Genomic DNA, 26891 nt, shown 5'->3' with positions numbered 1-26891 from the left:
TGGATTAAGATATTATTGGCGGCAAGCGCATTAGAAAACAGTTGCTTTAGTCGGTGGGTTGGTGGTCTAAGCAATAAATTGTGATCCGCTTAAAACTGTTCTAGTGCCTTTTAGAACGGGGCGCGGTACAATGATAATTGACTAGTTTTAAAAGCGGCCTTTGACCAGTTTAAATATACGAATAAGAGGTTTGAACGATGCAATACTTTACGTCTGATACACATTTTTATCATGCTGATTTACTCGGTGATAATGATTTTGCGCCCCGACCATTTCCTGATGTTGAGACGATGAATCAAGTTATCGTTGAACATTGGAATGCGCGAGTCACCGACCAGGATACGGTTTATCATCTTGGTGACGTGGCATTATATTTTACGCGACCGGCGAAACTATCTTACGAGCGGGTTTGCGCACTATTAGCTCAATTAAATGGCAAAATTGTTTTTATTAAGGGAAACCATGATTCTCGGGCTTTCTTTAAGTATCTGGCCGCGCATGATCCGCAGTTAAATGGGCAACCAAAGTTTGAATTTCATGACGTTGGGGTGCTAATTAAGTATGATCACCGTCAGTATTACATGACGCACTATCCAATGATGATGGGGATTGTCAAACAAATTATTAATTTGCACGGGCATATCCACCACTATGCAGTCAACGTTAAGGAAAATATTAATGTGGGTGTTGATACACCAGAGGTCGATTATTTGGACCATCAAGTGCCGTTTGGGGCGCCGTTTTCATTGGCCGAAATTGAGCAAATGGTTAAGGGGAAAGCCGTTGATTTCGCTAAGCGGCAGTAAGGGAGTGCTTGACCGAGTTTAGTGAATGCTTTAGGATTAACAAAGACAACGATTGAGGGGCGATTGACCGTGGATGAGCAAGTCACGATTTTGCATACCAATGATTTACATTCGCATTTTGAAAATTGGCCACGTATCCAGCGATATTTGCTGGCTGAGCGTGCACAGCGCCGACGAGCCGGGAGTCATGTGGTTACGGTTGATTTAGGTGATGCGGTCGATCGCGCCCATCCGCTATCGGAAGCTACTCAAGGACAGGCCAATGTGGCGTTGTTAAACGCAATTGGCTATGATGCGGTCACGATTGGTAATAACGAGGGCCTTGGGTTAACACACGCGGCTTTGGATCAGCTATATCAGCGGGCTAACTTTGATGTGATTCTCGATAATTTGACGGATATGACGACACACCAGCCGCCAAGATGGGCATTGCCTGGCAAAATCATAACGACGGTACAGGGCACGCGAATTCTGTTACTGGCTTTTACAGCGCCGTTCACGTTGACTTATCCGTTGAACGGGTGGACACCAGCGGCGGTTAAGACGCGGTTGCCTGCATTGTTGCAGCAATACGCGGGTCAATATGATGTGTTGGTCCTCATGTCTCATTTGGGGATTAACGTCGATCGTTGGTTGGCCAAGCAGTTCCCGATGATTGATGTAATCATTGGCAGTCATACGCACCACTTATTAGTGAATGGTGAACTGAAGAATGGCGTCCTAATTGCCGCTGCTGGTAAATACGGTGAATATATCGGACGAATCGAATTAACCATTGACGAGCGGCACCGTGTCAAAACAGTCAGGGCCCACACTGTCGCCACGGCTAGTTTACCCGCTGTAGCGGATGATGGGGCGTTGATTGCGAGTTGGGAGCAACAGGGAGAAGCGTTACTGACCCAGCAAGTTGTGGCGAGCGTTCCCACACAACTACGCCCACATTGGCATCATGCGAGCGAGTTAACGGCTTTGGGACTGGCAGCCATTACAGACTATGCCGGGACCGATCTTGGAATGCTCAATGGTGGCTTGTTTATGCGGGATCTACCGGCAGGTCTGGTGAATCAAAATGATTTACACACCATGTTACCGCACGCCATGCACGTTATTCGGGTGACTTTGAGTGGTACGGAACTTTGGCGGTTAGTCTATGAGATGGAACTAGTGCGACCGTTTTTGAACAAATTCCCCATCAAAGGAATGGGCTTTCGTGGTCAGGTTTTTGGTTATATCCAATATCAAGGACTGGCATGGCAAGCTGATCAGCACGAATTACTTGTGCATGGGCAACCGGTTGATCGCCAACAAACTTACCAAATAGCGTTATTAGACCATGACCTATTTATTCCATTCTTTCCAACCCTCAACATTAGTGGTCAAACTGAAATTTTATTTGAAGCAATGCTAAGAACGGTTGTTGGCAACTATTTAACAAGTCAATGGCCGGTTAATTAATAGAAAGGTGGTGTCAATGTGAATCGCGAACATATTGATGAACTAGCTGAACAACAAGCGGAACGGCGACGTAATTTATATCATGGACTACGGACTGATAAGAACCACTTTGAAGTTAGCAAGCACCCGTTTGAAATCGTTTATGATTATCGCCAGGGCTTTGACCTCGATAAATTCGTTGAACGTTACAGCTCAATCTTGAACAAGTATGATTATATCGTTGGTGATTGGGGCTTTGAACAGTTACGGCTAAAAGGCTTTTTTCGGGATGATGTTAAGGATGTGCAACGGTCACAGACGATTGGTGCGGTTCAGGACTATTTATATGAATATTGTAATTTTGGCTGTGCCTATTTTATAGTGAAAAATGAACGGGTCATTAAGCCGAAACGGACAAGTCGGCCACGTAAGGATGATCGGCGTGGCAAGAAAGCCACTAGTAACCGGCAGTCGCGTGCCCGGAGTAATCGCAATAGCAGTCGTAGTAAACAACGGCGTAAGGCACATAATTTTACGACAAAGCAAAAAGCGGCGCCATTTACTGAAAAACGTCAGCAGCCTGCGAAGGTTACAGCTGGTAATGGTAATCAGGCCCGGACGACGAAGCAGAATAGTGGTAAGCGGCACTTTACCATTCGACAAAAGTAGTGAACAGAGAGAGGTATTTTGATTGGGCAAGTACAAGGGTTATTTAATTGATTTGGACGGAACGGTTTATCGTGGTCGGGAACGAATCCCAGCGGCTAAACGATTTATTGAACGGCTGCAAGCAAGTCAGACGGATTTTCTATTGGTTACAAACAATACGACTAAATCGCCGGAAGACGTAGCGGCTAATTTGGCAGATAATCATGATATTCATGTTAGTCCAGCTAATGTTTACACGGCGGCATTAGCAACGGCTGATTATGTCGATGATTTGGCTGGTGACGGTGAGAAGACGATGTATGTCATTGGTGAACTTGGTTTAAAGGGCGCCATGCTTGAGAAGGGCTTTCAATTTAACGAACAAACGCCTCGATTTGTGATTGTTGGTTTGGACTATGATGCAACTTATCATAAGTTTGAACTGGCAACGTTAGCAATTAAGCGGGGTGCCAAGTTCATCGGCACTAACGCGGATACCAACTTGCCTAACGAACGGGGCTTAGTTCCTGGGGCCGGTTCGGTGATTGCGATGGTTGAGCGGGCAACCCAGCAACGGGCAACCTACGTCGGTAAGCCAGAAACGATTATTATGCAGAAAGCGGTCGATCGTATTGGCCTCGACAAGCACGATTGTGTGATGGTTGGCGATAATTATATGACGGATATTTCAGCAGCAATTAATTTTGGGATTGATTCCTTGTTAGTATATACCGGGGTCTCCACACCTGAATTAGTCGCTAAACAGACTGTCAAGCCAACTAATGAGGTCAATACCTTGGATGAATGGGATTTAGACGATGGTGTGGCTAAATAGAGTCAAGAATGCAGCCCAGTGGATCTGTCTATACTTATGGCTCGTCAGTGGCACAATCATTGTGACGATCAATGCGACGTGGCTGTATTTTGCAAACGCGTTATGGCAAAAACTAGGATCGGTCGTCAATTTGACGTTGGGTCAATTAATGACGAATTACTATCAGTTATTGGCTTATCTTAATTTTCCGTGGGTCCCTAAATTAGTGATGACGGATTTTACGGATTCAACCAGCGCGTTGGTGCATTTTGCGGATGTCAAAAACTTATTTATGCTTGATTATGTGGTTTTCATTGTCACGAGTGTGGTCGTTTACTTCTTTTGGCAACGACTGCGACGTGATCGTCAGTTATGGCGGCTAGTGCTGCCGATGCAGACAGCGCTATGGGTTCCGCCACTAGTTGCTGTCGTGATGGCAATTAATTTTGATCAGTTCTTTATTATGTTTCATAAAATTTTGTTCCGTAATTCAGATTGGTTATTTGATCCATTATTGGACCGAATCATTTTAGTATTACCGGATACGTTCTTTGGGCAGTGTTTTGTCTTAGCATTTGTGTTGATTGAATGGGCGTTTGTCTATCTGCTCAGTATTGGACAACGGGCGTTACGTGAAACCGACTAGTGAAACTGATTAGTGGTTACTGGTGAATTGGCAGAATTTTTTGCCGTTTAGGTAACGTAAATCAAAAGGTCCACCAGCAAGTTTTAAATCTGCTGGTGGACCTTTTGAGGTTCTAAGTTAAGCGAATTAGTCTTCTTTTTCTGCAGGGCGGCTGAAACGGGCCCGTAATGCCGAGAAGACGGCTGGAATCAAAGAAACTAGAATGATGCCAATCACGACCATTGAGAAGTGACTTTTGACGAACGGAATATTACCGAAGTAGTAGCCACCGCCACAACAGAGGATAACCCAGAGGACGCAGCCGATGACGTTGTAACGAATAAATTGTTGGTATTTCATTCGTGAACTGGCCGCGACGAACGGAACAAAGGTCCGAATGATTGGCATGAAGCGGGCAATTGTAACGGTGATGCCACCATGTTTTTCGAAGAACTTTTCGGACTTTGCTAGTTGTTTCTGATTGATCAATTTACCGAACCATGATGTTTCGGTCAGGCGCTCCCCTAAAGAATGACCAATATAGAAGTTGAGTGAGTCTCCTGCCAAGGCTGCTACTAGGAAGATGATGACAAATGTCCAAATATGTAAGCCATAGGATGGATTAGCTGCAAGTGCGCAAGCTGCAAATAAGAGTGAGTCACCGGGTAGAAACGGTAGGATGACCGCACCAGTCTCAATAAAGATAATGGCAAAGAGAATAAGGTACGTCCAAATTCCAAAACTATTAACGATGGTGACTAAGTGTTGATCAATGTGCAACACGAAATCAATTAAAAAGCTCATGGTTACCTCCAAGTAATATGAAATTAATCTTATCTAGGTTAACAGAAAATTAATGGAAATACTATGCTTAGTTGGTAATCACAAGAAAACCTTACAAATGGCTGGCTTTTAATTGCGTTCTCTTGTATCATCAAGATAATCTTTTATAGAAAACGGGTGATTTTGTGGCATTTCCACAATTAGATTTAAGTCAGGTCGATGGACCAAAAGCAACAATCAAAACTAACTTTGGCGACATTAAGGTTCAGTTATTTCCAAAGCAAGCACCTAAGAGTGTTGAAAACTTCGTTGGTTTAGCCAAGAAGGGTTACTATGATGGAATTATTTTTCACCGAGTAATTCCTGATTTTATGATTCAAGGTGGCGACCCGACTGGTACTGGCATGGGCGGTGAAAGTTTATGGGGCCAACCTTTTGAAGATGAGTTCTCACCAGAAGTCTTCAACTTAAGAGGGGCCTTGTCGATGGCGAATGCTGGCCCTAATACGAACGGCAGTCAATTCTTTATCGTTCAAAAGCCACAATTAGATGCTGGGATGGGTGATCAGATGAAACAAGCTGGTTATCCAGAAGAGGTTGTGACGGCATATGGTAATGGTGGGACACCATGGCTGGACTTTCGGCATACTGTTTTTGGTGCTGTTAGTGATGGAATGGACATCGTTGATAAAATTGCGGCAACTAAAACAGGGATGCAAGACAAGCCAGTTAAAGATGTCGTGATCGAAACAATTGCGATTGAAGATTAGTAGTAATGAAAGGATCTGCGGATGCAGGTCTTTTTTATTAGTAAACGATTTTGCAATCTATGGTATTCAGGTTATAATACTATGGATTGCAATTGTTATAAGAACAAATGATAAAGAAAGGATGGAATTGTCATGAGCGATTATCGGATTGGCATGCGGGTTCATGGACGAGTGACTGGAATTCAGCCATACGGTGCATTTGTAACGTTAGATGGTGAGCATCAGGGCCTGATTCATATCTCAGAGTGTCATGAAGGGTATGTTAAGAGCATTACTGAATATCTTAAGGTTGGTCAGGCTGTTGACGTTGTTATTTTGGATATTGATGAATATACTGGCAAAATCAGTCTATCGTTGCGCTGTATTGAACATCAACCGCACCCAACGGTCAATGATTTAGAAATTTATAAGACTTTCCGACACAAACATTTTTGGACAAATCGGCATGTTCATGCGGGATTTGAGCCAATTGCGACCCATCTAGCGGGTTGGACTGCAGATTCACTAAACCGATTGAAGGCGGGTGAGTATTAGTGCAAAAACAAGTTGCGGGCACGATCATATACAATGATCAACAAGGAACTCATTTTTTAGTTGGTCAATCTGATTCAAAGTATTACTTTTATCGGTTACCAGTTCAAGCTGGCAATTCACCATTGGCTTCAGTGTTGTGGGCTTTGCGGCATACAATTGGTATTGATGTTGATCAATTACGTTTGTATGATTCTATTATGGCAAAGCTGGATAATGAAAAAGTCGCAGTTTTTGTGTTTGACCATTTAGCTCTCGATGAACAAACTCGTGTGAAGTTTGAGCAGCAAGGGTTAAGGTTTGTTTTAGCAAGTGAGCTGCATGAGCTATTTATGAGTGTTAGTGTGAGCGAAACGACACCTTTTACGAATTTATCAAAATAAATTCAAATAAAGGGTTGACCTGCATACTAATACTTGATAATATATATCTTGTCGCCGCGAGCAGGGCTGCTAAACAGCTAGTCAGTGGCACTTACATTGTTTCGTTTCAAAATGTTGCTTATGAATAAATATTCAAAAACAACAAAAAAGTTATTGACATAAATAATCGCTGATGATAAGATGTTTCTTGTCGCGTTAACAAATCGATTGATTGAGACGCCGGCAGTTATATATATGATAATAACGTTTTAAAATCATTTGAATAGTTATTCAACTTATTAAATAAAGTTGTTGACAAGAAAATGATGAAATGATATTATGTAATAGTTGTGTTGAGGAAGTCAACGCAACGGAATTAGATCTTTGAAAACTGAACAAAGTTTCGACGAATCAAATGTGTAGGGTCTCTTGATTTTGAATCAAGAGCAAAAACATTTGCGAAGTCAATTCGCTAGCAAATAAATTTTAGTACAACTTTAAATGAGCTTTTTAGAACTCATCATTAATTTGAGAGTTTGATCCTGGCTCAGGACGAACGCTGGCGGCGTGCCTAATACATGCAAGTCGAACGAACTCTGGTAATGATTGATGCTTGCATCATGAATTACATTTGAGTGAGTGGCGAACTGGTGAGTAACACGTGGGAAACCTGCCCAGAAGCGGGGGATAACACCTGGAAACAGATGCTAATACCGCATAACAACTTGGACCGCATGGTCCGAGTTTGAAAGATGGCTTCGGCTATCACTTTTGGATGGTCCCGCGGCGTATTAGCTAGATGGTGAGGTAACGGCTCACCATGGCAATGATACGTAGCCGACCTGAGAGGGTAATCGGCCACATTGGGACTGAGACACGGCCCAAACTCCTACGGGAGGCAGCAGTAGGGAATCTTCCACAATGGACGAAAGTCTGATGGAGCAACGCCGCGTGAGTGAAGAAGGGTTTCGGCTCGTAAAACTCTGTTGTTAAAGAAGAACATATCTGAGAGTAACTGTTCAGGTATTGACGGTATTTAACCAGAAAGCCACGGCTAACTACGTGCCAGCAGCCGCGGTAATACGTAGGTGGCAAGCGTTGTCCGGATTTATTGGGCGTAAAGCGAGCGCAGGCGGTTTTTTAAGTCTGATGTGAAAGCCTTCGGCTCAACCGAAGAAGTGCATCGGAAACTGGGAAACTTGAGTGCAGAAGAGGACAGTGGAACTCCATGTGTAGCGGTGAAATGCGTAGATATATGGAAGAACACCAGTGGCGAAGGCGGCTGTCTGGTCTGTAACTGACGCTGAGGCTCGAAAGTATGGGTAGCAAACAGGATTAGATACCCTGGTAGTCCATACCGTAAACGATGAATGCTAAGTGTTGGAGGGTTTCCGCCCTTCAGTGCTGCAGCTAACGCATTAAGCATTCCGCCTGGGGAGTACGGCCGCAAGGCTGAAACTCAAAGGAATTGACGGGGGCCCGCACAAGCGGTGGAGCATGTGGTTTAATTCGAAGCTACGCGAAGAACCTTACCAGGTCTTGACATACTATGCAAATCTAAGAGATTAGACGTTCCCTTCGGGGACATGGATACAGGTGGTGCATGGTTGTCGTCAGCTCGTGTCGTGAGATGTTGGGTTAAGTCCCGCAACGAGCGCAACCCTTATTATCAGTTGCCAGCATTAAGTTGGGCACTCTGGTGAGACTGCCGGTGACAAACCGGAGGAAGGTGGGGATGACGTCAAATCATCATGCCCCTTATGACCTGGGCTACACACGTGCTACAATGGATGGTACAACGAGTTGCGAACTCGCGAGAGTAAGCTAATCTCTTAAAGCCATTCTCAGTTCGGATTGTAGGCTGCAACTCGCCTACATGAAGTCGGAATCGCTAGTAATCGCGGATCAGCATGCCGCGGTGAATACGTTCCCGGGCCTTGTACACACCGCCCGTCACACCATGAGAGTTTGTAACACCCAAAGTCGGTGGGGTAACCTTTTAGGAACCAGCCGCCTAAGGTGGGACAGATGATTAGGGTGAAGTCGTAACAAGGTAGCCGTAGGAGAACCTGCGGCTGGATCACCTCCTTTCTAAGGAATATTACGGAAACCTACACACGCGTCGAAACTTTGTTTAGTTTTGAGAGATTTAACTCTCAAAACTTGTTCTTTGAAAACTAGATAATATCAAATATATTTTTTCATAATGAAACCGAGAACACCGCGTTTTTTGAGTTTTTTATTGAAGTTTAATTATCGCTAAACTCATTAATCGCATTTACCGTTAGGTAAATGAGGTTAAGTTAACAAGGGCGCATGGTGAATGCCTTGGCACTAGGAGCCGATGAAGGACGGGACTAACACCGATATGCTTCGGGGAGCTGTACGTAAGCTATGATCCGGAGATTTCCGAATGGGGCAACCCAGCAGTTTTAATCAACTGTTACCACTAGATGAATTCATAGTCTAGTTGGAGGTAAACGCTGTGAACTGAAACATCTCATTAGCAGCAGGAATATAAAGAAATTTCGATTCCCTAAGTAGCGGCGAGCGAACGGGGAACAGCCCAAACCAAAGTGCTTGCACTTTGGGGTTGTAGGACTGAACATTTGAGTTACCAAAGAATTTGATAGTCGAAGGATTTGGGAAAATCCGCCATAGATGGTGATAGCCCAGTAGATTAAATCAAGTTCTCTCAGTTCAGGATCCTGAGTACGGCGGAACACGTGAAATTCCGTCGGAATCCGGGAGGACCATCTCCCAAGGCTAAATACTACCTAGTGACCGATAGTGAACCAGTACCGTGAGGGAAAGGTGAAAAGCACCCCGGAAGGGGAGTGAAATAGTTCCTGAAACCATGTGCCTACAATAAGTCAGAGCGCGTTAATGCGTGATGGCGTGCCTTTTGTAGAATGAACCGGCGAGTTATGATCCCGTGCAAGGTTAAGACTAAAAAGTCGGAGCCGTAGCGAAAGCGAGTCTGAAATGGGCGTTTTGAGTACGAGGTTGTAGACCCGAAACCAGGTGACCTATCCATGTCCAGGTTGAAGGTGCGGTAAAACGCACTGGAGGACCGAACCCGTGTAAGTTGAAAATTGCTGGGATGAGGTGTGGATAGCGGTGAAATTCCAAACGAACTTGGAGATAGCTGGTTCTCTCCGAAATAGCTTTAGGGCTAGCCTCGGAATTAGGATCATGGAGGTAGAGCACTATTTGGACTAGGGGCCCGTCTTGGGTTACTGAATTCAGATAAACTCCGAATGCCATTGATTCATATCCGGGAGTCAGACGATGAGTGATAAGATCCACCGTCGAAAGGGGAACAGCCCAGACCATCAGTTAAGGTCCCTAAATGTATGCTAAGTGGAAAAGGATGTGGAGTTGCATAGACAACTAGGATGTTGGCTCAGAAGCAGCCACCATTTAAAGAGTGCGTAATAGCTCACTAGTCGAGTGATCCTGCGCCGAAAATGTACCGGGGCTAAGCATACTACCGAAACCATGGATGCGACCATTAGGTCGCGTGATAGGAGAGCGTTCTAAGGGCGGTGAAGCAAGATCGTGAGGACTTGTGGAGCGCTTAGAAGTGAGAATGCCGGTATGAGTAGCGAAAGATAGGTGAGAATCCTATCCACCGAATGACTAAGGTTTCCTGGGGAAGGCTCGTCCTCCCAGGGTTAGTCGGGACCTAAGTCGAGGCCGAGAGGCGTAGACGATGGATAACAGGTTGAGATTCCTGTACTAGTTAAGTGCGTTTGAGCAATGGAGGGACGCAGGAGGCTAAGATGTGCATTCTGTTGGATTAGAATGTCCAAGCAGTAAGTCTTGTGAAGAGTCAAATGCTTTTCACTTTAAGGACAAGCTGTGATGGGGAGCGAAATTTAGTAGCGAAGCGTCTGATGTCACACTGCCGAGAAAAGCTTCTAGTGAGTACTTAACTACCCGTACCGCAAACCGACACAGGTAGTCGAGGAGAGAATCCTAAGGTGAGCGAGTGAACTCTCGTTAAGGAACTCGGCAAAATGACCCCGTAACTTCGGGAGAAGGGGTGCTGATCGCAAGATCAGCCGCAGTGAATAGGCCCAGGCGACTGTTTATCAAAAACACAGGTCTCTGCAAAATCGTAAGATGACGTATAGGGGCTGACGCCTGCCCGGTGCTGGAAGGTTAAAAGGATGGGTTAGCTTCGGCGAAGCTCAGAATTGAAGCCCCAGTAAACGGCGGCCGTAACTATAACGGTCCTAAGGTAGCGAAATTCCTTGTCGGGTAAGTTCCGACCCGCACGAAAGGCGTAACGATCTGGGCACTGTCTCAACGAGAGACTCGGTGAAATTATATTGTCCGTGAAGATGCGGACTACCCGCGACAGGACGGAAAGACCCCATGGAGCTTTACTGTAGCTTGATATTGAGTGTTTGTACAGCTTGTACAGGATAGGTAGGAGCCATAGAAACCGGAACGCTAGTTTCGGTGGAGGCGTTGGTGGGATACTACCCTCGCTGTATGACCACTCTAACCCGCACCACTAATCGTGGTGGGAGACAGTGTCAGGTGGGCAGTTTGACTGGGGCGGTCGCCTCCTAAAAAGTAACGGAGGCGCCCAAAGGTTCCCTCAGAATGGTTGGAAATCATTCGCAGAGTGTAAAGGCACAAGGGAGCTTGACTGCGAGACAGACAGGTCGAGCAGGGACGAAAGTCGGGCTTAGTGATCCGGTGGTACCGTATGGAAGGGCCATCGCTCAACGGATAAAAGCTACCCTGGGGATAACAGGCTTATCTCCCCCAAGAGTCCACATCGACGGGGAGGTTTGGCACCTCGATGTCGGCTCATCGCATCCTGGGGCTGTAGTCGGTCCCAAGGGTTGGGCTGTTCGCCCATTAAAGCGGTACGCGAGCTGGGTTCAGAACGTCGTGAGACAGTTCGGTCCCTATCCGTCGCGGGCGTAGGAAATTTGAGAGGACCTGTCCTTAGTACGAGAGGACCGGGATGGACATACCTCTGGTGTACCAGTTGTGCCGCCAGGCGCATCGCTGGGTAGCTACGTATGGATGTGATAAACGCTGAAAGCATCTAAGTGTGAAACACACCTCGAGATGAGATTTCCCATTCCTTTATGGAAGTAAGACCCCTGAAAGATGATCAGGTAGATAGGTTAGAAGTGGCAGTGCGGTGACGCATGAAGCGGACTAATACTAATCGGTCGAGGACTTAACCAAGTAATTGGTGTTCCGGTTCATATGAAATTATTTGATATTAGCTAGTTTTGAGAGCACAAGTTTCTCAATAGTGTGGTGACGATGGCGAGAAGGATACACCTGTTCCCATGTCGAACACAGAAGTTAAGCTTCTTAGCGCCGAGAGTAGTTGGGGGATCGCTCCCTGCGAGGGTAGGACGTTGCCATGCGAAATTGGAGGATTAGCTCAGTTGGGAGAGCGTCTGCCTTACAAGCAGAGGGTCACAGGTTCGAGCCCTGTATCCTCCATCATGAGCCGTTAGCTCAGTTGGTAGAGCATCTGACTTTTAATCAGAGGGTCGACAGTTCGAGACTGTCACGGCTCATTTAACCATTAGGTTAAATGGATATTATCTAATTTAATATTTAGTTTCACATAGTGTGGCGATGATGGCGAGAAGGATACACCTGTTCCCATGTCGAACACAGAAGTTAAGCTTCTTAGCGCCGAGAGTAGTTGGGGGATCGCTCCCTGCGAGGGTAGGACGTTGCCATGCGAAATTGGAGGATTAGCTCAGTTGGGAGAGCGTCTGCCTTACAAGCAGAGGGTCACAGGTTCGAGCCCTGTATCCTCCATCATGAGCCGTTAGCTCAGTTGGTAGAGCATCTGACTTTTAATCAGAGGGTCGACAGTTCGAGACTGTCACGGCTCATTGTTTACGGCTCATAATTAAATAGTTTCACAAAAGTTATTGTTGATTTATGTAACTGAGCATGATATGATGTTATAGTTGTGTTAATCGTCATGCCGACTTAGCTCAGCTGGCAGAGCATCTGTCTTGTAAACAGGGGGTCGGAGGTTCGAATCCTCTAGTCGGCATTAACTGAATATTTATGCGGAAGTAGTTCAGTGGTAGAACATCACCTTGCCATGGTGGGGGTCGCGGGTTCGAATCCCGTCTTCCGCTTTGTACCAAAGTGTTGCCGGGGTGGCGGAATTGGCAGACGCACAGGACTTAAAATCCTGCGGTTAGTGATAACCGTACCGGTTCGATCCCGGTCCTCGGCACTTTTATGAAGCACCCATAGCGCAATTGGATAGAGTGTCTGACTACGAATCAGAAGGTTGTAGGTTCGACTCCTACTGGGTGCATATAACGGGAAATAGCTCAGCTTGGTAGAGCACCTGGTTTGGGACCAGGGGGTCGCAGGTTCGAATCCTGTTTTCCCGATTAAGTAGTCATTTACGATTATTTAACACATCGCGGTGTAGCTCAGCTGGCTAGAGCGTCCGGTTCATACCCGGGAGGTCGAGGGTTCGATTCCCCCTGCCGCGATAGGAATAAGAGCTTGGACCTTTAGCTCAGTTGGTTAGAGCAGACGGCTCATAACCGTCCGGTCGTAGGTTCGAGCCCTACAAGGTCCATCTGCTATTAATAGTGGACATTTCCTAGTTACATCATATGGAGGATTACCCAAGTCTGGCTGAAGGGAACGGTCTTGAAAACCGTCAGGTGGGTCAAACCACGCGAGAGTTCGAATCTCTCATCCTCCTTATTATCGCGGGATGGAGCAGTCTGGTAGCTCGTCGGGCTCATAACCCGAAGGTCGCAGGTTCAAACCCTGCTCCCGCAATTGGTCCGTTGGTCTAGTTGGTTTAGGACGCCTGCCTGTCACGCAGGAGATCACGAGTTCGAGTCTCGTACGGACCGTTAAGTTAATATTTTAAAATGGCTACAATGGCTCGGTAGCTCAGTCGGTAGAGCAATGGATTGAAGCTCCATGTGTCGGCGGTTCGATTCCGTCCCGCGCCATATCTATATTCTGCGGGTATAGTTTAGTGGTAAAACCACAGCCTTCCAAGCTGTTGTCGCGAGTCCGATTCTCGTTACCCGCTTTTTTGGGCCTATAGCTCAGCTGGTTTAGAGCGCACGCCTGATAAGCGTGAGGTCGATGGTTCAAGTCCATTTAGGCCCATTTTGGAGAAGTACTCAAGTGGCTGAAGAGGTGCCCCTGCTAAGGGTATAGATCGCGCAAGCGGTGCGAGGGTTCGAATCCCTCCTTCTCCGTTGTTTCATATTAAAAATATGACCCCTTGGTCAAGTGGTTTAAGACACTGCCCTTTCACGGCAGTAACATGGGTTCGAATCCCGTAGGGGTCATTATATTATCGCGGGATGGAGCAGTCTGGTAGCTCGTCGGGCTCATAACCCGAAGGTCGCAGGTTCAAACCCTGCTCCCGCAATTGGTCCGTTGGTCTAGTTGGTTTAGGACGCCTGCCTGTCACGCAGGAGATCACGAGTTCGAGTCTCGTACGGACCGTTACAAACATCATTCGTTAATGAATGATGTTTTTTTTATAGTGTAAATTATGAAATTGTAGTTCTTCGTCAAGTGTAAACGTAAGGTAAGCAGTAAATGACTGACAGTATTCTCAGCGGCCTTAAAATACACTATCATTACCTTATCAGATAAATGGTGAGGTGTTTTTGATGGATCAGCAACCAGATATTGTACAAGTAAAGGTCGGCCACATGCTCACGGCGTCAACTGCCCGACCAACTAAAGCATTACAACTCAAAGTTGGCAACAATAAGTCAGTGATTGTTTACAACCATATCAATGGCTATATTTTAGATGCCTTGATGAAGGCGGTATTCGCCCATGATAATTGACACTAGCCAGATTAAACGTAAACAGTAAATAATCGACCGGATTGCTTTATTCTCCGTAGGTTACCTTGAATACAAAAAGAAAGTTCCAATGCTTCTCGGTTTTGAGGCTATTCGTCAAGTGAAGTTAATGGAGTACCTGACCTTAAATTGGTGTAGGTACTTTTTATTTCTGACAGATTTCCGGTGCTGCAATATTCTGAGTTGAGAAATAATTCATTTTGCAAATTTTGGGGTTCATTGTCAGCGTCTATCAAGGACGGAAGTTGTGCTCGTCCCATTTACTGTGTTCGTTATTAATCAATAATATTTGAATCAAGCAAATATGGTATGTGTATGGCTGTGGTAAATAATCTGATGCTTAAAACTAAGAGATTGGCAATTTTTTTGCGATAGACTGCAATCTTACCGTCTAAAATCAACCAAGTTAGAACGTCATTCAGTTGATATGGGCAGTCCTATTTTAAATGCCGTTTTGATGATGTGAGTGACTAATCTATCTGGTAATTACTAATTTTACGGTAAATATCGAAAGTGTTTAAGATACAATGATGTAAAAAAAAGTCGTTGCGGTATACGCAGCGACTTTGAACCTCATACTGAGTTATGATTTTAATGAACGAACGAATGAATAACGGCTTTCATGGTAACCGTAATCGGAAGTAATATACTTCGCAAATGGCTTAAATGATTCACTTCGCAACCAAACGGCGTATTCGGAGTCACTATGCCAATTCGTGACAATTACGAAGGCCGCATTATTTTTAGATTCACGTAAAACCCAAAAGTGTTTAAGGCCGTCCGGTTTATTGTAATCATGCCGGAAACTGCTGAATTTAGAACTAAAGACCTTTTGTTCTTCAACAGGTAGCTCAATGAAAATAAAGCTAGTCATCCCATGCCAGTCGGCTGATCCCTTTGAAAGTAAAACGTCATATGTTACGGGACTTGAAAAAACTGTTTTTTCACCAGTTAAGTCGAGTAACATGTAGCGATCTTCAGTAGCGTTGGCCTGCATTAAAAGCAAGTCTCGATCAGCATGTTTTTGTTGGATCATAGTTAGAATTTTGCGTGTCCCAAATGTTGCTGCAATCTTTCCACTCATCAATATCACTCCTTATTTATTACATCTATTATTATACGTGTTTTTCAAAATAATTGAAAATATGTTAAGTTGTTGGTTTCATTTTTTCTTGCGGCTATATTAAAATAAGGTAGTACAGAAAATTGAAGGGATGGTCAATAATGAAATTAACAGTTCTGGGTTATTACGGTGGTTATCCATATAATGGAGTAGGGACGAGTTCTTACCTAGTTACGGCTGGTGATTATCACTTGTTGCTCGATTGTGGGTCAGGGGCTTTGAACGCCTTAGAAGAGATTCTAGACCCCTTACAGCTCGATAGTGTTCTTTTAACACATTATCACCATGATCATACGGCTGACGTAGGTGTTTTACAGTATTATTGGCAGTTACGTCCTGGAGAACGCAAAACACCGATTTTGCCGATTTATGGCCACACAGCCGACCCACTAAACTTTGGTGCGCTGACGTGGGGTGGTGCTACAGAAGGTCGCGCTTATGATCCGGCCGTCATCAACCAGATTGGGCCGTTTGATATTAGCTTTTTGCCAACTAAGCATCCGGTCCCAGCGTACGCGGTCAGAATTGTTGAGCGGGCTACCGATCAACAATTGGTCTTTTCGGCTGATACAGCTTATTTACCAGAATTGGCAACCTTTGCGACTGGTGCACAGTTATTAATGACTGATACGAATTTTGATGCCGATAAAACCGGAAAAATGTGGCATATGACATCGGCACAATCCGGTAAAATTGCTAAGCAGGCGCACGTTCAAAAATTATTGTTAACACATTTGCCACAAGATATTCCTTTTGATCGGCTACAACAAGAAGCACAAGCGGCAGCTGGTCCGGATATTCCGGTGATGGTTGCCCAGAAGTTTTTACAATTAAATCTTGGTTAATACGATAAAGCTTAGCAAATCATTTTGCTAAGCTTTTTCTGTCAGTTTACTGTAAAATGGTTATTAATACTATAAGATGAAAATAAATTGCACACAATCTTATTAATAACGAAATTCGTAATAAAAGCGATTTATTTTGCAGATAAATAACAAAAAATGAATAATTGTAAATTAAATAATTAGTTTCATCTAAATTAATTTCGTTAAACCTATTCACAATTAAAAGCGGTTAGCGTATAATGAATTATATTATAGAAATTGATTAACGACGCCAAGGAGGAACCCAGTATGGTTATTTTATATACCGCACCAAGTTGTACCTCATGTCGCAAAGCTAGGGCCTGGTTACAGACACACGACATTGATTTTCAAGAACGCAATCTGTTTACTGAGCCACTTTCAATTGAGAATATTAAGCATATTTTACAGTTAACTGAATCAGGAACGGAAGAGATTATTTCTACGCGATCAAAAGCTTTTCAGCAATTAAATGTTGATATTGATGATTTATCGCTGAATGAATTATTTGATATGATCACTCGGGACCCAAGTTTGTTACGTCGACCAATCATGTTAGACGAAAAACGATTACAAGTCGGTTATAATGAAGATGAAATTCGGCGCTTCTTACCACGGAAGATTCGAACGTTAGAATTATTGCGGGCACAACAATTAGCAAATATGTGATAATCATTGGCTAGTTAGCTTAACTAATTGGCCAATTTTTGTATTTTCAGATAGATTACTTTACAATAAACTGAAATAAGTTAGAATTGTGATAGTGATTATGGCCCTTGACACTTAGAAAGGGGTGGATCTGTAATGGAGATGGAACGCATCAACGAAGATACGATTCGCGTCGTTATTGGAAATGATGATCTCAATGAACGCGGTATTCGCGTATTAGATTTACTAGGGAATCATAAGCAAATTGAAAGTTTCTTCTATAGCATCTTGGAGGAAGTTGATGTTGATCATCAATTTCAGGACAATGATGCCGTAACTTTCCAAGTATTACCAAACCGAAATGGTTTAGAATTATTTATTAGCAAAAACAGTGATAATTTACAAGATACGATTGCGAAAGCCACTCAGTCACCTGATCAATCAGATGATGATGATTCGCAGGATGATGTTTCGGATTATTTAAAGCGTAAATTGATGCAGACGGATACGAATCAAGTTGAAGACGGGCAAGGTGTTGCGCATAATCCAACTAAGGATACGAATGACCTCGATCCGTATCTTGATGATCCGGATACGCCAACTAAGGAATATGTGTTGAAATTTGATCAATTCGAAGATTTGGTATCATTAGCACAGTTATTCCGGCCAGAAGGACTTGCATCTAACTTATTTAAGTATCGGGATCAATATTATCTAGAACTGGTTTTCTTTGTTGACCAATCAACAACGGCAACTATCAAGGACGATGTAGCGGTGGCGTTGGAATACGCTCATTTAGCTAATGTTTCAGCCGACGTATTACTTGAACATGGTGAAAAAATCATGTCTAACGCCGCGTTAGAAACGATTCGTCACTATTTTAAATAGCAGTTTAGCAACCCAACATGACGTTTATCCGTGATGTTGGGTTTTTTTGTGATTTAGTGCATCAAGCCGGCTTAATGACTCATGAGTCGGCGGGGATGCTTGAGTTGTTTAACGAAGAAGAAATTTTTAAAAATAACGATGGAATTTCATAGGAATCGGTGATGGTGACGTAATTATTAGTTGAAGGGAGGGGGTCGGATGCTTATGGCAATGAACGACTGTCAGCAACTGATCAATGCGGCAACTGCGGACCGTCAGTTAGCTTATCAGTGCCCCGGATGCTCACAACCCGTACGGCTCAAACGGGGGTCAGTGGTTGTGCCCCACTTTGCACACGTGCATGTGACGGATTGTCATATTTTCTCAGAAGGCGAAACGGCTGAACATCTTTGCGGTAAACAACTATTAGCCACCTGGTTTGCGGCTAGTGGCTATACGGTTCGCTTGGAAGCCGAATTAGCGGACTTACACCAGCGGCCAGATATTTTGGTCCAACGAGCTACGGCGCCACCACTAGCTTTAGAATTTCAGTGTTCCCCCTTGTCAGTAGATCGACTAGCAGCTCGTACTCACGGATATTGGCGGCATGGTTATCAAGTGTTGTGGTTGTTGGGGCAGCCCTATCAGCGGCAGTTGCATCTCAATAGCAAGGCCTTAAAGTTTTTACAATACCAACAACAGTGGGGGCCATATCTGCTTTTTTTACACGTTACGACTGCTAACGTCCAGTTATTACATCATATTTTGACGCTGGACGCCGAACCATTGAGCTACCAAAGCTACTGGTTAAACACTACGCAGCAGTCGGTTACGAATTTGCGTCGATTCACAGCGACCGTTGATACACTGCCACTGTCAACGAATCATTTACAGCGCTATTATCAACAATTAATGTTCGCCCGGCTACGCCATCAACACGTATTTGAGCAGTTACAGGCCTATTGTTATCATCGTGGTGGGACGATTGCGCAACTTCCTAGCTGGACCATTCCGACGATCCCACAATTGCCAATATTGGCAGTGCCGTATCTTGTTTGGTACGGGCACGTTTTTGGTGCATTACGGCAACGGACAGGGGCTCTCACTTCAGGACAGTTACGCGCGTTGATTTGGCATCAACTCCGGCCATTACTTGCGCGGCGTGTGTGCTTGCACGCACGAGGTCAGCTATTACAACAGCAGATTACAGTAATAATGACTATGTTAGTTGATCAGCGAGTCATTATTAAGCAGGGGTCAGTCTGGCAAATCAACGCGCAACAACTCAAATGGCGTGATCGTTGATTTGAAAACACATGCTACCGTGGTTGCTACAATATGTGGTAACCTAGTGCTATATTGAAATAATTGGAGGAATCTGCATGGTAGCAACTAAAAAATTGCCGACTCGTTCGGCCGTTCCTGAAACGTTGACTTGGGATCTCACGCCTATTTATGCTGATCAGGCTGCGTATGCGGCGGATGTCGCGCAAATCAAAGCGACAATCCCCACCGTTGCAGCACTTAAAGATGATTTTATCAGTTCGGCCGATACGGTGCTGGCAGGGATTCAGGCGGTCTTAGACCTGTATCGACGGCTAGAAAAAGTAGCGGTATATGCTAGTTTGAAGAGTGATCAGGACACTGGAAACAGTACGAATGCGGCTTTAGATGATCAAGCTAGTAGTTTAACAGCCAAGGTATCTGCAGCAACTGCTTGGTTTGAACCGGCTATTTTACAATTAACACCAGGTGAATTGGATACGTACCTTGACGAAAACGTCACTTTACGTGATTATCGGCACTTATTAGACACGGTGCGGTTGCAAAAGGGTCACGTATTGTCTGAAAATGAAGAGTCTTTACTGGCAGGGGCTAGCGACATCTTTGGGGCCTCAGCTAAGACGTTTGGTGTGCTAAACAATGCTGATTTTCAATTTCCGACTGTTCAGGATGATGATGGCAATCCTGTTAAGCTCTCACAAGGGCTTTACGGCGTGTTACTAGAGTCCGTCCATCCGGCAGTCCGACGTGAAGCTTTTGAGGCATTATATCAAGTATACGGCCAATTTCGGCGCACACTTGCCTCGACACTTGCCAGCCAAGTCAAAGTGCATAATTTTGTGGCCCAAGCCCACCATTATCCCGATGCGCGAACAGCCGCGTTAGCTGCTAATCAAATTCCAACGTCGGTTTATGATTCTTTAGTTACGGCTGTCGATGATCACTTGCATTTGTTGCATCGTTACGTGGCGCTACGTAAGCGCCTATTAGGTGTAGATCAGTTGCATATGTATGATATGTATACGCCGTTAGCACCCAAACCGACAATCAATTATTCTTATCAACAGGCGCAGGCAACGGCTTTACAGGCACTGAAAATTTTAGGCCCCGACTATCTCAAACATGTAAAAACGGCTTTTGCTTCACGGTGGATCGACGTTGTGGAAAATCAGGGCAAACGCAGTGGTGCTTATTCGTCAGGAATGTATGATACTGCGCCGTATATGTTATTGAATTGGCAGGATAATATTGATAATTTATACACGTTGGTCCATGAAATGGGTCATAGCATGCATTCTTATTTCACGACGCATCATCAGCCTTATCAATATGGTGACTATTCAATTTTTGTGGCGGAAATCGCCTCAACTACTAACGAGAATTTGCTGACTAATTATTTTCTGGCAACTGAACAGGACCCCCAGATGCGGGCCTATGTCTTGAATTATTACCTAGATGGCTTTAAGGGGACCGTTTTCCGTCAAACCCAATTTGCAGAATTCGAAGAATGGTTACACGAACAAGATCAAGCTGGCCAAGCTTTGACTGCTGACCGGTTATCAAAACAGTACTTGCAGTTGAATCAACGCTATTACGGTGATGCAGTGGTCAGTGATCCACAGATTGCCGATGAATGGTCGCGTATTCCACACTTCTATTACAATTACTATGTTTACCAGTATGCCACGGGTTTTGCGGCCGCCTCGACGCTAGCCGACCGAATTAGTACCAAGCAGGCGGGGGCCGTTGATGACTATTTAGGCTATTTGAAAGCAGGTTCTTCAGCGTTTCCAATTGATGTCATGCACGGAGCTGGTGTTGATATGACCAAGCCAGATTATCTAGATGCAGCTTTCAAGGTTTTTGAAGAACGACTAGATGAATTTGAACAGTTAGTGACGAAGCAGTAAGCGAGTGAATCACAACCTTAGCATTAGTTTGTTTACAAATGAGCGTTCAAAATAAATCGTTCTAGCACCTGTTTTATTTTACAAAAGTAGATAAGCAGTTGTGTCAGTGCTTGTTCATGGTGCCGGCGCTGAGAATTTAAAAACTGATACTAGTCAAAAGCACCCGGCGAAAATGATCGTCGGGTGCTTTTGACTGGTAAACCAGTTGAATAATTGCAATTGATGAAATTATAAAACGTGTAATTGTGCGTTAGTCAGGTTAGCGCAACTGGCATTGGTTGCCCGGGTGGCATCTTGGAAAGGATCTAAGTTACCATTAACTAAATCAAAAAGTGTCGTGTAATTAAATTGTTCTAACAAGACGCCATAATCGTATTGGTCGCAATCAAAAACGACGGCGGAAGACGCCTCGGTAATATTCATTTCGGAAGCCAATCGTTGATCAGCATGAAAGGCTTGTTTTGCTAAGTCACTGTCACGATCTTCCATGAACATATCCAAATCAATTTGACAGTCCGTCGCCACGGTTTTGACGAGGTGTTCTGAATAATGTTGACCAGCCTTAAGCATTGCAGACTGTAAGGCAATCAAAAAGTTACGGCCGCGCTTTTTACCTTGAAATAGGGCTGCTTTGTAATCCAAAATAACCCGGTACAGCGTTTGCGACTGTTCATTTTGGGCGTGCCAGTCAGATGTTTTGATCCCTTGGCATTTTAAGGCCCGCTGGATAACATTGATGTTCAGTAACGGTACGAATTGAAATTGGATTTGCTTGTCTGAGTCATTTGCCAACCGTAACACGTTTTGTTCATCGCGTACGCATTGGTTTGCCAACGGATTTACAAATAAGTACACTTCTAACACGTCATAATTCCTCCACTTTCTCTATTCGCGTCATAGTGCAGAATACCAATCAAACGAGGTATTTGCAAGTTTTTCATTTCATAAATTTTTTAACACCAAAGCATAACTCGTTACTTAGATTAAACCTTCACCCGTTATCATGCACCGATTTGCTAAATTCGTAAAGTATTTTGTTTCTAGGCTTGCAGTTTGGAAAAAAAGTGAACTTAGGGTTCAATCTCGAGAACGTTAACTTTTTATTCCAGCAAATTATGGTAAAATTTTAGGGTATGGATTGAAACGGAGGTGCCCCGATGGAAGATTGGAATCATTTTTTACTGCCTTATCAGCAAGCTGTTGATGAGCTCAAAGTTAAATTGCGGGGAATGCGGAAACAATTTCGTGATTTGAATCAGCATGAACCGATTGAATTTGTAACGGGGCGGGTCAAACCCGTTGATAGCATTAAGGAAAAGATGACCCGACGTAAAGTTCAAGAAGACCGCTTGGAACAAGATATGCAAGATATTGCCGGTTTACGGATTATGTGTCAGTTCGTTGAGGACATCTATCAAGTCGTTGATTTGTTGCGAAAACGGACCGATATGACGATTTTAGAAGAACGAGATTATATTAGTAATGAAAAGCCATCTGGCTACCGTTCGTATCATATCGTGATTGAGTACCCCGTCCAGATGGTTGGTGGTGAGAAGAAAATTTTGGCCGAGATCCAAGTCCGGACGCTTGCTATGAATTTTTGGGCAACGATTGAACATTCACTTAACTATAAATATCAAGGAGATTTCCCTGAAAATTTGAGTCAGCGACTACAACGAGCTGCCGAAGCCGCTTTTAGTTTGGATAAAGAAATGTCAGAAATTCGTGAGGAAATTCAAGAAGCTCAGAGCCTGTTCTCATATGGGAAGGGGCCGAGTAATGATGATCCTGACTCGACAAAGGAAGATCAGAATTCATGAAAGTAACGATTTTTGCAAATGCGAGTGCTAAGACGAAAAAAGTAGCGGGTGAGTTACATACTAAGCTGCTAGCTGCTGGATTTGAGATCGATGATGAACACCCCGATATTGTTCTATCTGTAGGGGGCGATGGGACGCTTTTAGCGGCATTTCATCATTATAGCCACATGGTTGATCAGGTACGCTTTGTCGGCGTGCATACTGGCCATCTCGGCTTTTATACGGATTGGCGTGATTATGAGATCGACCAACTGATAACTGGTTTGCTAGAAGATAATGGGCAGAGTGTGACCTACCCATTGTTAGCTGTGGATATTACTTATGCCGACACCGATGCGACGGATCATTATTTGGCGTTGAATGAGTCAACGCTCAAAAAACTTGGGAGCACCATGGTTGCCGATGTTTATATTCAAGATGAATTATTTGAACGTTTCCGTGGCGATGGGTTATGCGTCTCAACACCGACCGGTTCAACAGCCTATAATAAATCAGTGGGCGGTGCGGTTATTCATCCGCGATTAGATGCTTTACAAATGGCTGAAATTGCATCGATCAACAACCGGGTCTTCCGAACACTTGGTTCGCCAGTCATCGTAGCGCCATACGAAACGATCACGATTCGCCCACAACAAAAGTCGCATTTTATCTTTACGGCTGATCAAATGGATACCCAACCACGTCCAATTGAGCAAATTCGTTATTCGATTGCTAACCGGCGGATTGCCTTTGCACAACACCGGCATAACCGTTTCTGGAAACGAGTTGGAACGTCCTTCATTGGGTTGGACGAACAATGAGGTTTACTTGGATCAATCATGAGGCGACGCCGATGAAGGTCAAAACGCTCTTGGCACAGCACGGCGTGACGCGTAGTTTATTGAAGAAAGTCAAGTTTCATGGCGGAGCGATTCTCGTTAATGAGCAACCAGTATTAGCGATTCACATGTTGACGGGTGGTGAGACCGTGACGATGGTTACACCCGCCGAAATTGGCAATGATCATCTCGGCGTCTCAATGTTGCCAATAACTATTTTGTATGAGGATCGGGATTATTTAATCGTGAATAAACCAGCTGGGGTGGCCTCGGTGCCGGCACACGCGTTACCCGATAATACGTTAGCTAATCGGGTGAAGGGCTATTATCAAGCTGCCCATTATGATAATGAAGTTGTACATATTACAACTCGTTTGGACCGTGATACGAGTGGCATTGTTCTGTTCGCCAAGCACCACTTTGCACACTCGATCATTGACCATCAATTGAAGGCCCACGCGATGCGCAAAATGTACTTAGCCGTGGTCAGTGGCGAATTAGCTACTGATCATGGTTGGCTAGATGCGCCGATTGGTCGGGCTGCTGATTCGTTTATCAAACGGACCACGCGGCCTGATGGTAAACCATCCTTGACTGAATATTGGGTAGTTAAACGATTGCGCAATATGACGGTGGTGCGGGTACGTTTGCATACTGGTCGGACGCACCAGATTCGGGTTCACTTTGCGGCTAGCGGTCATCCGTTGGTTGGAGATGAGCTTTACAATGGGCCTCGTGATCCGTGGATTCAACGTCAAGCGCTGCATTGCATGCAATTGGAATTTGATGATCCGTTCATTGATAAGACCCTGACGACTTTTGCGCCGTTGCCGTCTGATCTTAGTCGCTTGATTACACATAATCAGCGTGCCAATTCGTAAGTTGGACAGTGGAAGTATTAGTATTTGGTACCAGATTATGCTCGTTCTACTTAGTGCGAATGGTGATTAAAATGCGCTAAATAGTCAGTGCCTATCGTGGCCAACTTAGAACGAAAGCCGCCAGTTTGGTTAGGGGCGTCTTGTACTGATACGCAGGCGTTTGAATAACAGCTATTGACGTCTTGATTTTTTAAATCAAAAGGCGCATCTCAAAAAATGAGATGCGTCTTTTTGGAAGCTCTTAGTATTTAATGATTTTTGTCCCGTGGGCCTGATTAACCCCTAACGTTGCCGTGATGGTCGTTACGTTTGCAGCGGTAATGCCGCCACCAGGCAAAATCTGAATCCGATCGGCTGCTTGGGCAATCGTCGTTTGTAAGTGGGGGACACAGTTATCAATCGTCTGATCAAGTGGACCACCATGTGTCAAAATACGGTCGACGTCATGCTCTACTAACCAATCGATCGCTGTTGCCTGTTGGTCGGCAGGGATGGCGTCAAAAGCCATGTGGAAGGTGATCGACATGCCACCGGCTGCACCAATTAATAGTTCCAAGGCTTCTTCGTCAAGTTGATGATCCGCGGTTAAAGCACCAAATGCGACACCGTCAACACCCAATGATTGGGCCTGTAGGAGATCCGCTTCCATAATTTTTAATTCCGTATCGTTATAGACGAAATTCCCACCACGAGGGCGAATCATGGCGACTAGGGGCACGTGATGTTCACCAGTATACTTGGCCGCTTCGGCCATTACGCCGCGACTGACAGTGGTGCCACCAACGGCCAAATTATCGTTGAGTTCAATCCGGTTCGCACCGGCCGCAATCGCTGCGGGAATGTTGGTGTAATTTTCAACACAGACTTCTTTTAATAACATGAGCTTCATCCTTTGCTAGAAACGAACGCAAACGCCTTCGGGCACGTTGACGTCCTTTTGTAATAGACTTAGTTTACCACTCGTTAAGTCCCGAGCATACAAAGTCGCGTTGTCGGTATTTTGGTTGACGACCACGACAAAGGTTTCAGTTGGATCTAAATCAAAGTCACGGGGGAAGTCACCTTCCGTACTGATTTGCTGAATCAGAGTCAAGTGACCGTCTGCGGCTACTGCAAAGACGGCTAACGTGTTGTAGCCACGATTGGAGACGTAGAGAAAATGACCGTCGTGACTTAAACGGATGGCTGCGGCACCGTTATGCGCCGTGTAGTCGGCCGGAATTGTTTTGACAATGCCAAGTTGCGTAAAGGTGCCAGTTTGGGCATCATATTTTAAGCTTGCAATCTGACTTGATAATTCACCAGCCAAGAAGGCGTAATGGCCGTCCGGACTGAACACGAGGTGGCGTGGCCCGAAACCAGCTTCCATAGTGAGTACGGATTGTTCACTTAACTGACCGGCGTCGCTGACGTTATAGACGTAGACCTTATCGCTACCCAAATCGATTACGGCTAAGCGATTGTCTGGCGTGAGGTCGATGTAATGAATATGGGAGCCATCTTGTTCAGGACGAGGGCCATTACCACGATGTTGAACGGTATCGGTCAAAGTTAGCGCCCCATCCGCAGCAATTTTCATGACTTCGGCTGTTCCCTTATGGTAGTTAGCGCTATAGACGAGTTGCCGGGCTTCGTCGACGGCAACGTAGGCTGGTGGGGTGCCAGGTGCGACGACGGTATTTAGTTTGTGAGCGGTCTGGCCATCTAACTGCCAAGCTGCGATACCGCCCTCGTCATCTTCCTTGTCGACACTGTATAGGCGATCCTTAGCTGAAAGGGCCAAATAGGTGGGATTTTGAGTGGCTGCCAGTAAGCCATCATTAGTTAAGGTTTTGGCAGTGGTGTCAAGGGTTCCTTGGTAAATCCCTTGGCTTGTTTTTTTCGTATACGTTCCGAATAAAATGCGTTCTTGCATGATAACAAACCTCCTTGATAGATAATTCAAGTATAGCATAGATATGCCACGTGTAAGCGATGACAAATTGGCGTCTGCGATTAGGACTATGCTACAATTAAAGCAATTAATTAATCGATGG

At 44.8% G+C, this 26891-nt stretch carries 22 protein-coding genes, 21 tRNA genes and 4 rRNA genes; 42 read left to right on the top strand and 5 right to left on the bottom strand.

Translation table 11 applies throughout. From position 1 onward, the window contains the following. Positions 1 to 197 precede the first annotated feature (197 nt). The 5 genes from LP667_RS09880 (at position 198) to LP667_RS09860 (ending at position 4348) form a co-directional block, all read left to right on the top strand. Entirely contained in the window at positions 198 to 806 is a 609-nt protein-coding gene (locus tag LP667_RS09880; protein ID WP_021732496.1) for a metallophosphoesterase, read from the top strand. Between the two features lie 69 nt (positions 807 to 875). Then, positions 876 to 2261: a bifunctional metallophosphatase/5'-nucleotidase gene (locus LP667_RS09875; protein WP_033609644.1), complete on the top strand. Its 1386-nt coding sequence runs from the start codon at positions 876 to 878 to the stop codon at positions 2259 to 2261. 18 nt (positions 2262 to 2279) lie between these two features. Then, on the top strand, positions 2280 to 2909 hold the full coding sequence (locus tag LP667_RS09870; RefSeq protein WP_021732494.1) for a YutD family protein: 630 nt from the start codon (positions 2280 to 2282) through the stop codon (positions 2907 to 2909). Positions 2910 to 2931: 22 nt separating this feature from the next. Beyond that, positions 2932 to 3723, top strand: a complete 792-nt coding sequence (locus LP667_RS09865) for a TIGR01457 family HAD-type hydrolase (protein ID WP_021732493.1) — start codon at positions 2932 to 2934, stop codon at positions 3721 to 3723. After that, a complete protein-coding gene (locus LP667_RS09860) occupies positions 3707 to 4348 on the top strand; it encodes a TIGR01906 family membrane protein (RefSeq protein WP_033609638.1) in 642 nt (213 codons plus the stop codon). The genes LP667_RS09865 and LP667_RS09860 overlap by 17 nt, the downstream gene beginning before the upstream one ends. Before the next feature lie 126 nt (positions 4349 to 4474). Here LP667_RS09860 and LP667_RS09855 read toward each other — a convergent pair whose 3' ends face one another. After that, positions 4475 to 5131 carry a VTT domain-containing protein gene (locus LP667_RS09855; protein ID WP_021732491.1) on the bottom strand — a complete coding sequence of 219 codons (657 nt, stop codon included), beginning with the start codon at positions 5129 to 5131 and terminating at the stop codon, positions 4475 to 4477. A 164-nt stretch (positions 5132 to 5295) separates the two neighbouring features. On the opposite strand from LP667_RS09855, the gene LP667_RS09850 reads away from it, so the two are divergent. The 29 genes from LP667_RS09850 to LP667_RS09710 all read left to right on the top strand — a co-directional run bounded on the left by LP667_RS09850 (position 5296) and on the right by LP667_RS09710 (position 14623). Continuing rightward, positions 5296 to 5880, top strand: a complete 585-nt coding sequence (locus LP667_RS09850; protein WP_021732490.1) for a peptidylprolyl isomerase — start codon at positions 5296 to 5298, stop codon at positions 5878 to 5880. Between the two features lie 126 nt (positions 5881 to 6006). Next, positions 6007 to 6414: a CvfD/Ygs/GSP13 family RNA-binding post-transcriptional regulator gene (locus LP667_RS09845; protein ID WP_080235734.1), complete on the top strand. Its 408-nt coding sequence runs from the start codon at positions 6007 to 6009 to the stop codon at positions 6412 to 6414. Further along, positions 6414 to 6794, top strand: a complete 381-nt coding sequence (locus LP667_RS09840; RefSeq protein ID WP_021732488.1) for a hypothetical protein — start codon at positions 6414 to 6416, stop codon at positions 6792 to 6794. The genes LP667_RS09845 and LP667_RS09840 overlap by 1 nt, the downstream gene beginning before the upstream one ends. A 503-nt stretch (positions 6795 to 7297) precedes the next feature. After that, positions 7298 to 8864 (top strand): 16S ribosomal RNA (locus tag LP667_RS09835). A gap of 205 nt (positions 8865 to 9069) precedes the next feature. Further along, a 23S ribosomal RNA gene (locus LP667_RS09830) occupies positions 9070 to 11990 on the top strand. Between the two features lie 71 nt (positions 11991 to 12061). Then, positions 12062 to 12178 (top strand): 5S ribosomal RNA (rrf, locus tag LP667_RS09825). A 6-nt stretch (positions 12179 to 12184) separates the two neighbouring features. Beyond that, positions 12185 to 12257, top strand: a tRNA-Val gene (locus LP667_RS09820). A gap of 4 nt (positions 12258 to 12261) precedes the next feature. Then, a tRNA-Lys gene (locus LP667_RS09815) sits at positions 12262 to 12334 on the top strand. Positions 12335 to 12388: 54 nt separating this feature from the next. Then, positions 12389 to 12505, top strand: a 5S ribosomal RNA gene (gene rrf, locus LP667_RS09810). The 16S, 23S and 5S rRNA genes sit together here with 21 tRNA genes alongside, the layout of an rRNA operon. Before the next feature lie 6 nt (positions 12506 to 12511). Then, positions 12512 to 12584 (top strand) — tRNA-Val (locus LP667_RS09805). Between the two features lie 4 nt (positions 12585 to 12588). Then, positions 12589 to 12661: transfer RNA gene (locus tag LP667_RS09800), tRNA-Lys, on the top strand. Between the two features lie 94 nt (positions 12662 to 12755). Beyond that, positions 12756 to 12828 (top strand) — tRNA-Thr (locus tag LP667_RS09795). A 16-nt stretch (positions 12829 to 12844) separates the two neighbouring features. After that, a tRNA-Gly gene (locus LP667_RS09790) sits at positions 12845 to 12916 on the top strand. A gap of 15 nt (positions 12917 to 12931) precedes the next feature. After that, positions 12932 to 13017: transfer RNA gene (locus LP667_RS09785), tRNA-Leu, on the top strand. A gap of 10 nt (positions 13018 to 13027) precedes the next feature. Next, positions 13028 to 13101, top strand: a tRNA-Arg gene (locus LP667_RS09780). Positions 13102 to 13106: 5 nt separating this feature from the next. After that, positions 13107 to 13180 (top strand) — tRNA-Pro (locus LP667_RS09775). Between the two features lie 31 nt (positions 13181 to 13211). Next, positions 13212 to 13285: transfer RNA gene (locus LP667_RS09770), tRNA-Met, on the top strand. Positions 13286 to 13300: 15 nt separating this feature from the next. Next, a tRNA-Ile gene (locus LP667_RS09765) sits at positions 13301 to 13374 on the top strand. Between the two features lie 39 nt (positions 13375 to 13413). Continuing rightward, positions 13414 to 13503 (top strand) — tRNA-Ser (locus LP667_RS09760). A 6-nt stretch (positions 13504 to 13509) separates the two neighbouring features. Next, positions 13510 to 13583: transfer RNA gene (locus LP667_RS09755), tRNA-Met, on the top strand. Positions 13584 to 13585: 2 nt separating this feature from the next. Next, a tRNA-Asp gene (locus LP667_RS09750) sits at positions 13586 to 13660 on the top strand. A gap of 29 nt (positions 13661 to 13689) precedes the next feature. Further along, positions 13690 to 13762 (top strand) — tRNA-Phe (locus LP667_RS09745). A 12-nt stretch (positions 13763 to 13774) separates the two neighbouring features. Then, positions 13775 to 13845 (top strand) — tRNA-Gly (locus tag LP667_RS09740). A 5-nt stretch (positions 13846 to 13850) separates the two neighbouring features. Then, positions 13851 to 13925 (top strand) — tRNA-Ile (locus LP667_RS09735). Positions 13926 to 13929: 4 nt separating this feature from the next. Beyond that, positions 13930 to 14017 (top strand) — tRNA-Ser (locus tag LP667_RS09730). A gap of 20 nt (positions 14018 to 14037) precedes the next feature. After that, positions 14038 to 14110 (top strand) — tRNA-Glu (locus LP667_RS09725). Between the two features lie 9 nt (positions 14111 to 14119). Then, positions 14120 to 14193: transfer RNA gene (locus LP667_RS09720), tRNA-Met, on the top strand. 2 nt (positions 14194 to 14195) lie between these two features. Continuing rightward, positions 14196 to 14270: transfer RNA gene (locus LP667_RS09715), tRNA-Asp, on the top strand. A 170-nt stretch (positions 14271 to 14440) separates the two neighbouring features. Then, positions 14441 to 14623, top strand: a complete 183-nt coding sequence (locus LP667_RS09710) for a hypothetical protein (RefSeq protein WP_021732154.1) — start codon at positions 14441 to 14443, stop codon at positions 14621 to 14623. Positions 14624 to 15224: 601 nt separating this feature from the next. Here the strand turns inward: LP667_RS09710 and LP667_RS09705 are convergent. After that, positions 15225 to 15725: an antibiotic biosynthesis monooxygenase gene (locus LP667_RS09705; protein ID WP_021732153.1), complete on the bottom strand. Its 501-nt coding sequence runs from the start codon at positions 15723 to 15725 to the stop codon at positions 15225 to 15227. A 140-nt stretch (positions 15726 to 15865) separates the two neighbouring features. Here LP667_RS09705 and LP667_RS09700 point away from each other — a divergent pair, with 140 nt between their 5' ends. The 5 genes from LP667_RS09700 (at position 15866) to pepF (ending at position 21336) form a co-directional block, all read left to right on the top strand. Further along, positions 15866 to 16609, top strand: a complete 744-nt coding sequence (locus LP667_RS09700; protein ID WP_021732152.1) for an MBL fold metallo-hydrolase — start codon at positions 15866 to 15868, stop codon at positions 16607 to 16609. A 288-nt stretch (positions 16610 to 16897) separates the two neighbouring features. Next, positions 16898 to 17296 (top strand): transcriptional regulator SpxA, encoded by a 399-nt coding sequence (gene spxA, locus LP667_RS09695; RefSeq protein WP_021732151.1) that lies wholly within the window; start codon positions 16898 to 16900, stop codon positions 17294 to 17296. A gap of 135 nt (positions 17297 to 17431) precedes the next feature. Next, on the top strand, positions 17432 to 18163 hold the full coding sequence (locus LP667_RS09690) for an adaptor protein MecA (RefSeq protein ID WP_021732150.1): 732 nt from the start codon (positions 17432 to 17434) through the stop codon (positions 18161 to 18163). Positions 18164 to 18361: 198 nt separating this feature from the next. Continuing rightward, complete coding sequence (locus LP667_RS09685) at positions 18362 to 19447, top strand: competence protein CoiA (RefSeq protein WP_021732148.1); 1086 nt, start codon at positions 18362 to 18364, stop codon at positions 19445 to 19447. Between the two features lie 77 nt (positions 19448 to 19524). Further along, on the top strand, positions 19525 to 21336 hold the full coding sequence (pepF, locus tag LP667_RS09680) for an oligoendopeptidase F (protein ID WP_021732147.1): 1812 nt from the start codon (positions 19525 to 19527) through the stop codon (positions 21334 to 21336). Between the two features lie 228 nt (positions 21337 to 21564). Here pepF and LP667_RS09675 read toward each other — a convergent pair whose 3' ends face one another. Beyond that, positions 21565 to 22200, bottom strand: coding sequence for a DsbA family protein (locus LP667_RS09675; protein ID WP_021732146.1), 636 nt, complete (start codon positions 22198 to 22200; stop codon positions 21565 to 21567). A gap of 293 nt (positions 22201 to 22493) precedes the next feature. Here LP667_RS09675 and yjbM point away from each other — a divergent pair, with 293 nt between their 5' ends. Genes yjbM through LP667_RS09660 form a run of 3 tightly spaced genes read left to right on the top strand, consistent with a single transcriptional unit; the run spans position 22494 to position 24855 of the window. Beyond that, complete coding sequence (gene yjbM / locus LP667_RS09670; RefSeq protein WP_021732145.1) at positions 22494 to 23156, top strand: GTP diphosphokinase; 663 nt, start codon at positions 22494 to 22496, stop codon at positions 23154 to 23156. Then, complete coding sequence (locus tag LP667_RS09665) at positions 23153 to 23956, top strand: NAD kinase (RefSeq protein ID WP_021732144.1); 804 nt, start codon at positions 23153 to 23155, stop codon at positions 23954 to 23956. The genes yjbM and LP667_RS09665 overlap by 4 nt, the downstream gene beginning before the upstream one ends. After that, positions 23953 to 24855: an RluA family pseudouridine synthase gene (locus LP667_RS09660; protein ID WP_033609549.1), complete on the top strand. Its 903-nt coding sequence runs from the start codon at positions 23953 to 23955 to the stop codon at positions 24853 to 24855. Before LP667_RS09665 ends, LP667_RS09660 begins: the two co-directional genes overlap by 4 nt. Positions 24856 to 25096: 241 nt before the next feature. Here the strand turns inward: LP667_RS09660 and LP667_RS09655 are convergent, their stop codons facing one another. Both LP667_RS09655 and LP667_RS09650 read right to left on the bottom strand, forming a co-directional pair. After that, positions 25097 to 25735 carry a copper homeostasis protein CutC gene (locus LP667_RS09655; protein ID WP_021732142.1) on the bottom strand — a complete coding sequence of 213 codons (639 nt, stop codon included), beginning with the start codon at positions 25733 to 25735 and terminating at the stop codon, positions 25097 to 25099. Positions 25736 to 25750: 15 nt separating this feature from the next. After that, positions 25751 to 26770: a lactonase family protein gene (locus LP667_RS09650; RefSeq protein WP_021732141.1), complete on the bottom strand. Its 1020-nt coding sequence runs from the start codon at positions 26768 to 26770 to the stop codon at positions 25751 to 25753. Positions 26771 to 26891: the final 121 nt, after the last annotated feature.

It is taken from the genome of Lactiplantibacillus paraplantarum (assembly GCF_003641145.1).
Lineage (GTDB): Bacteria > Bacillota > Bacilli > Lactobacillales > Lactobacillaceae > Lactiplantibacillus > Lactiplantibacillus paraplantarum.
The sequence above is the reverse complement of the archived record's forward strand: the minus strand, read 5'-3'. Positions and strand labels throughout refer to the sequence as shown.

Coding starts and splice junctions, on each gene's coding strand:
- pepF (WP_021732147.1), top strand. CDS start 19,525: ATGGTAGCAACTAAAAAATTGCCGACTCGTTCGGCCGTTCCTGAAACG.
- LP667_RS09650 (WP_021732141.1), bottom strand. CDS start 26,770: ATGCAAGAACGCATTTTATTCGGAACGTATACGAAAAAAACAAGCCAA.
- LP667_RS09700 (WP_021732152.1), top strand. CDS start 15,866: ATGAAATTAACAGTTCTGGGTTATTACGGTGGTTATCCATATAATGGA.
- LP667_RS09690 (WP_021732150.1), top strand. CDS start 17,432: ATGGAGATGGAACGCATCAACGAAGATACGATTCGCGTCGTTATTGGA.
- LP667_RS09685 (WP_021732148.1), top strand. CDS start 18,362: ATGCTTATGGCAATGAACGACTGTCAGCAACTGATCAATGCGGCAACT.
- LP667_RS09855 (WP_021732491.1), bottom strand. CDS start 5,131: ATGAGCTTTTTAATTGATTTCGTGTTGCACATTGATCAACACTTAGTC.
- LP667_RS09710 (WP_021732154.1), top strand. CDS start 14,441: ATGGATCAGCAACCAGATATTGTACAAGTAAAGGTCGGCCACATGCTC.
- LP667_RS09705 (WP_021732153.1), bottom strand. CDS start 15,725: ATGAGTGGAAAGATTGCAGCAACATTTGGGACACGCAAAATTCTAACT.
- LP667_RS09655 (WP_021732142.1), bottom strand. CDS start 25,735: ATGTTATTAAAAGAAGTCTGTGTTGAAAATTACACCAACATTCCCGCA.
- LP667_RS09660 (WP_033609549.1), top strand. CDS start 23,953: ATGAGGTTTACTTGGATCAATCATGAGGCGACGCCGATGAAGGTCAAA.
- yjbM (WP_021732145.1), top strand. CDS start 22,494: ATGGAAGATTGGAATCATTTTTTACTGCCTTATCAGCAAGCTGTTGAT.
- spxA (WP_021732151.1), top strand. CDS start 16,898: ATGGTTATTTTATATACCGCACCAAGTTGTACCTCATGTCGCAAAGCT.
- LP667_RS09880 (WP_021732496.1), top strand. CDS start 198: ATGCAATACTTTACGTCTGATACACATTTTTATCATGCTGATTTACTC.
- LP667_RS09665 (WP_021732144.1), top strand. CDS start 23,153: ATGAAAGTAACGATTTTTGCAAATGCGAGTGCTAAGACGAAAAAAGTA.
- LP667_RS09860 (WP_033609638.1), top strand. CDS start 3,707: ATGGTGTGGCTAAATAGAGTCAAGAATGCAGCCCAGTGGATCTGTCTA.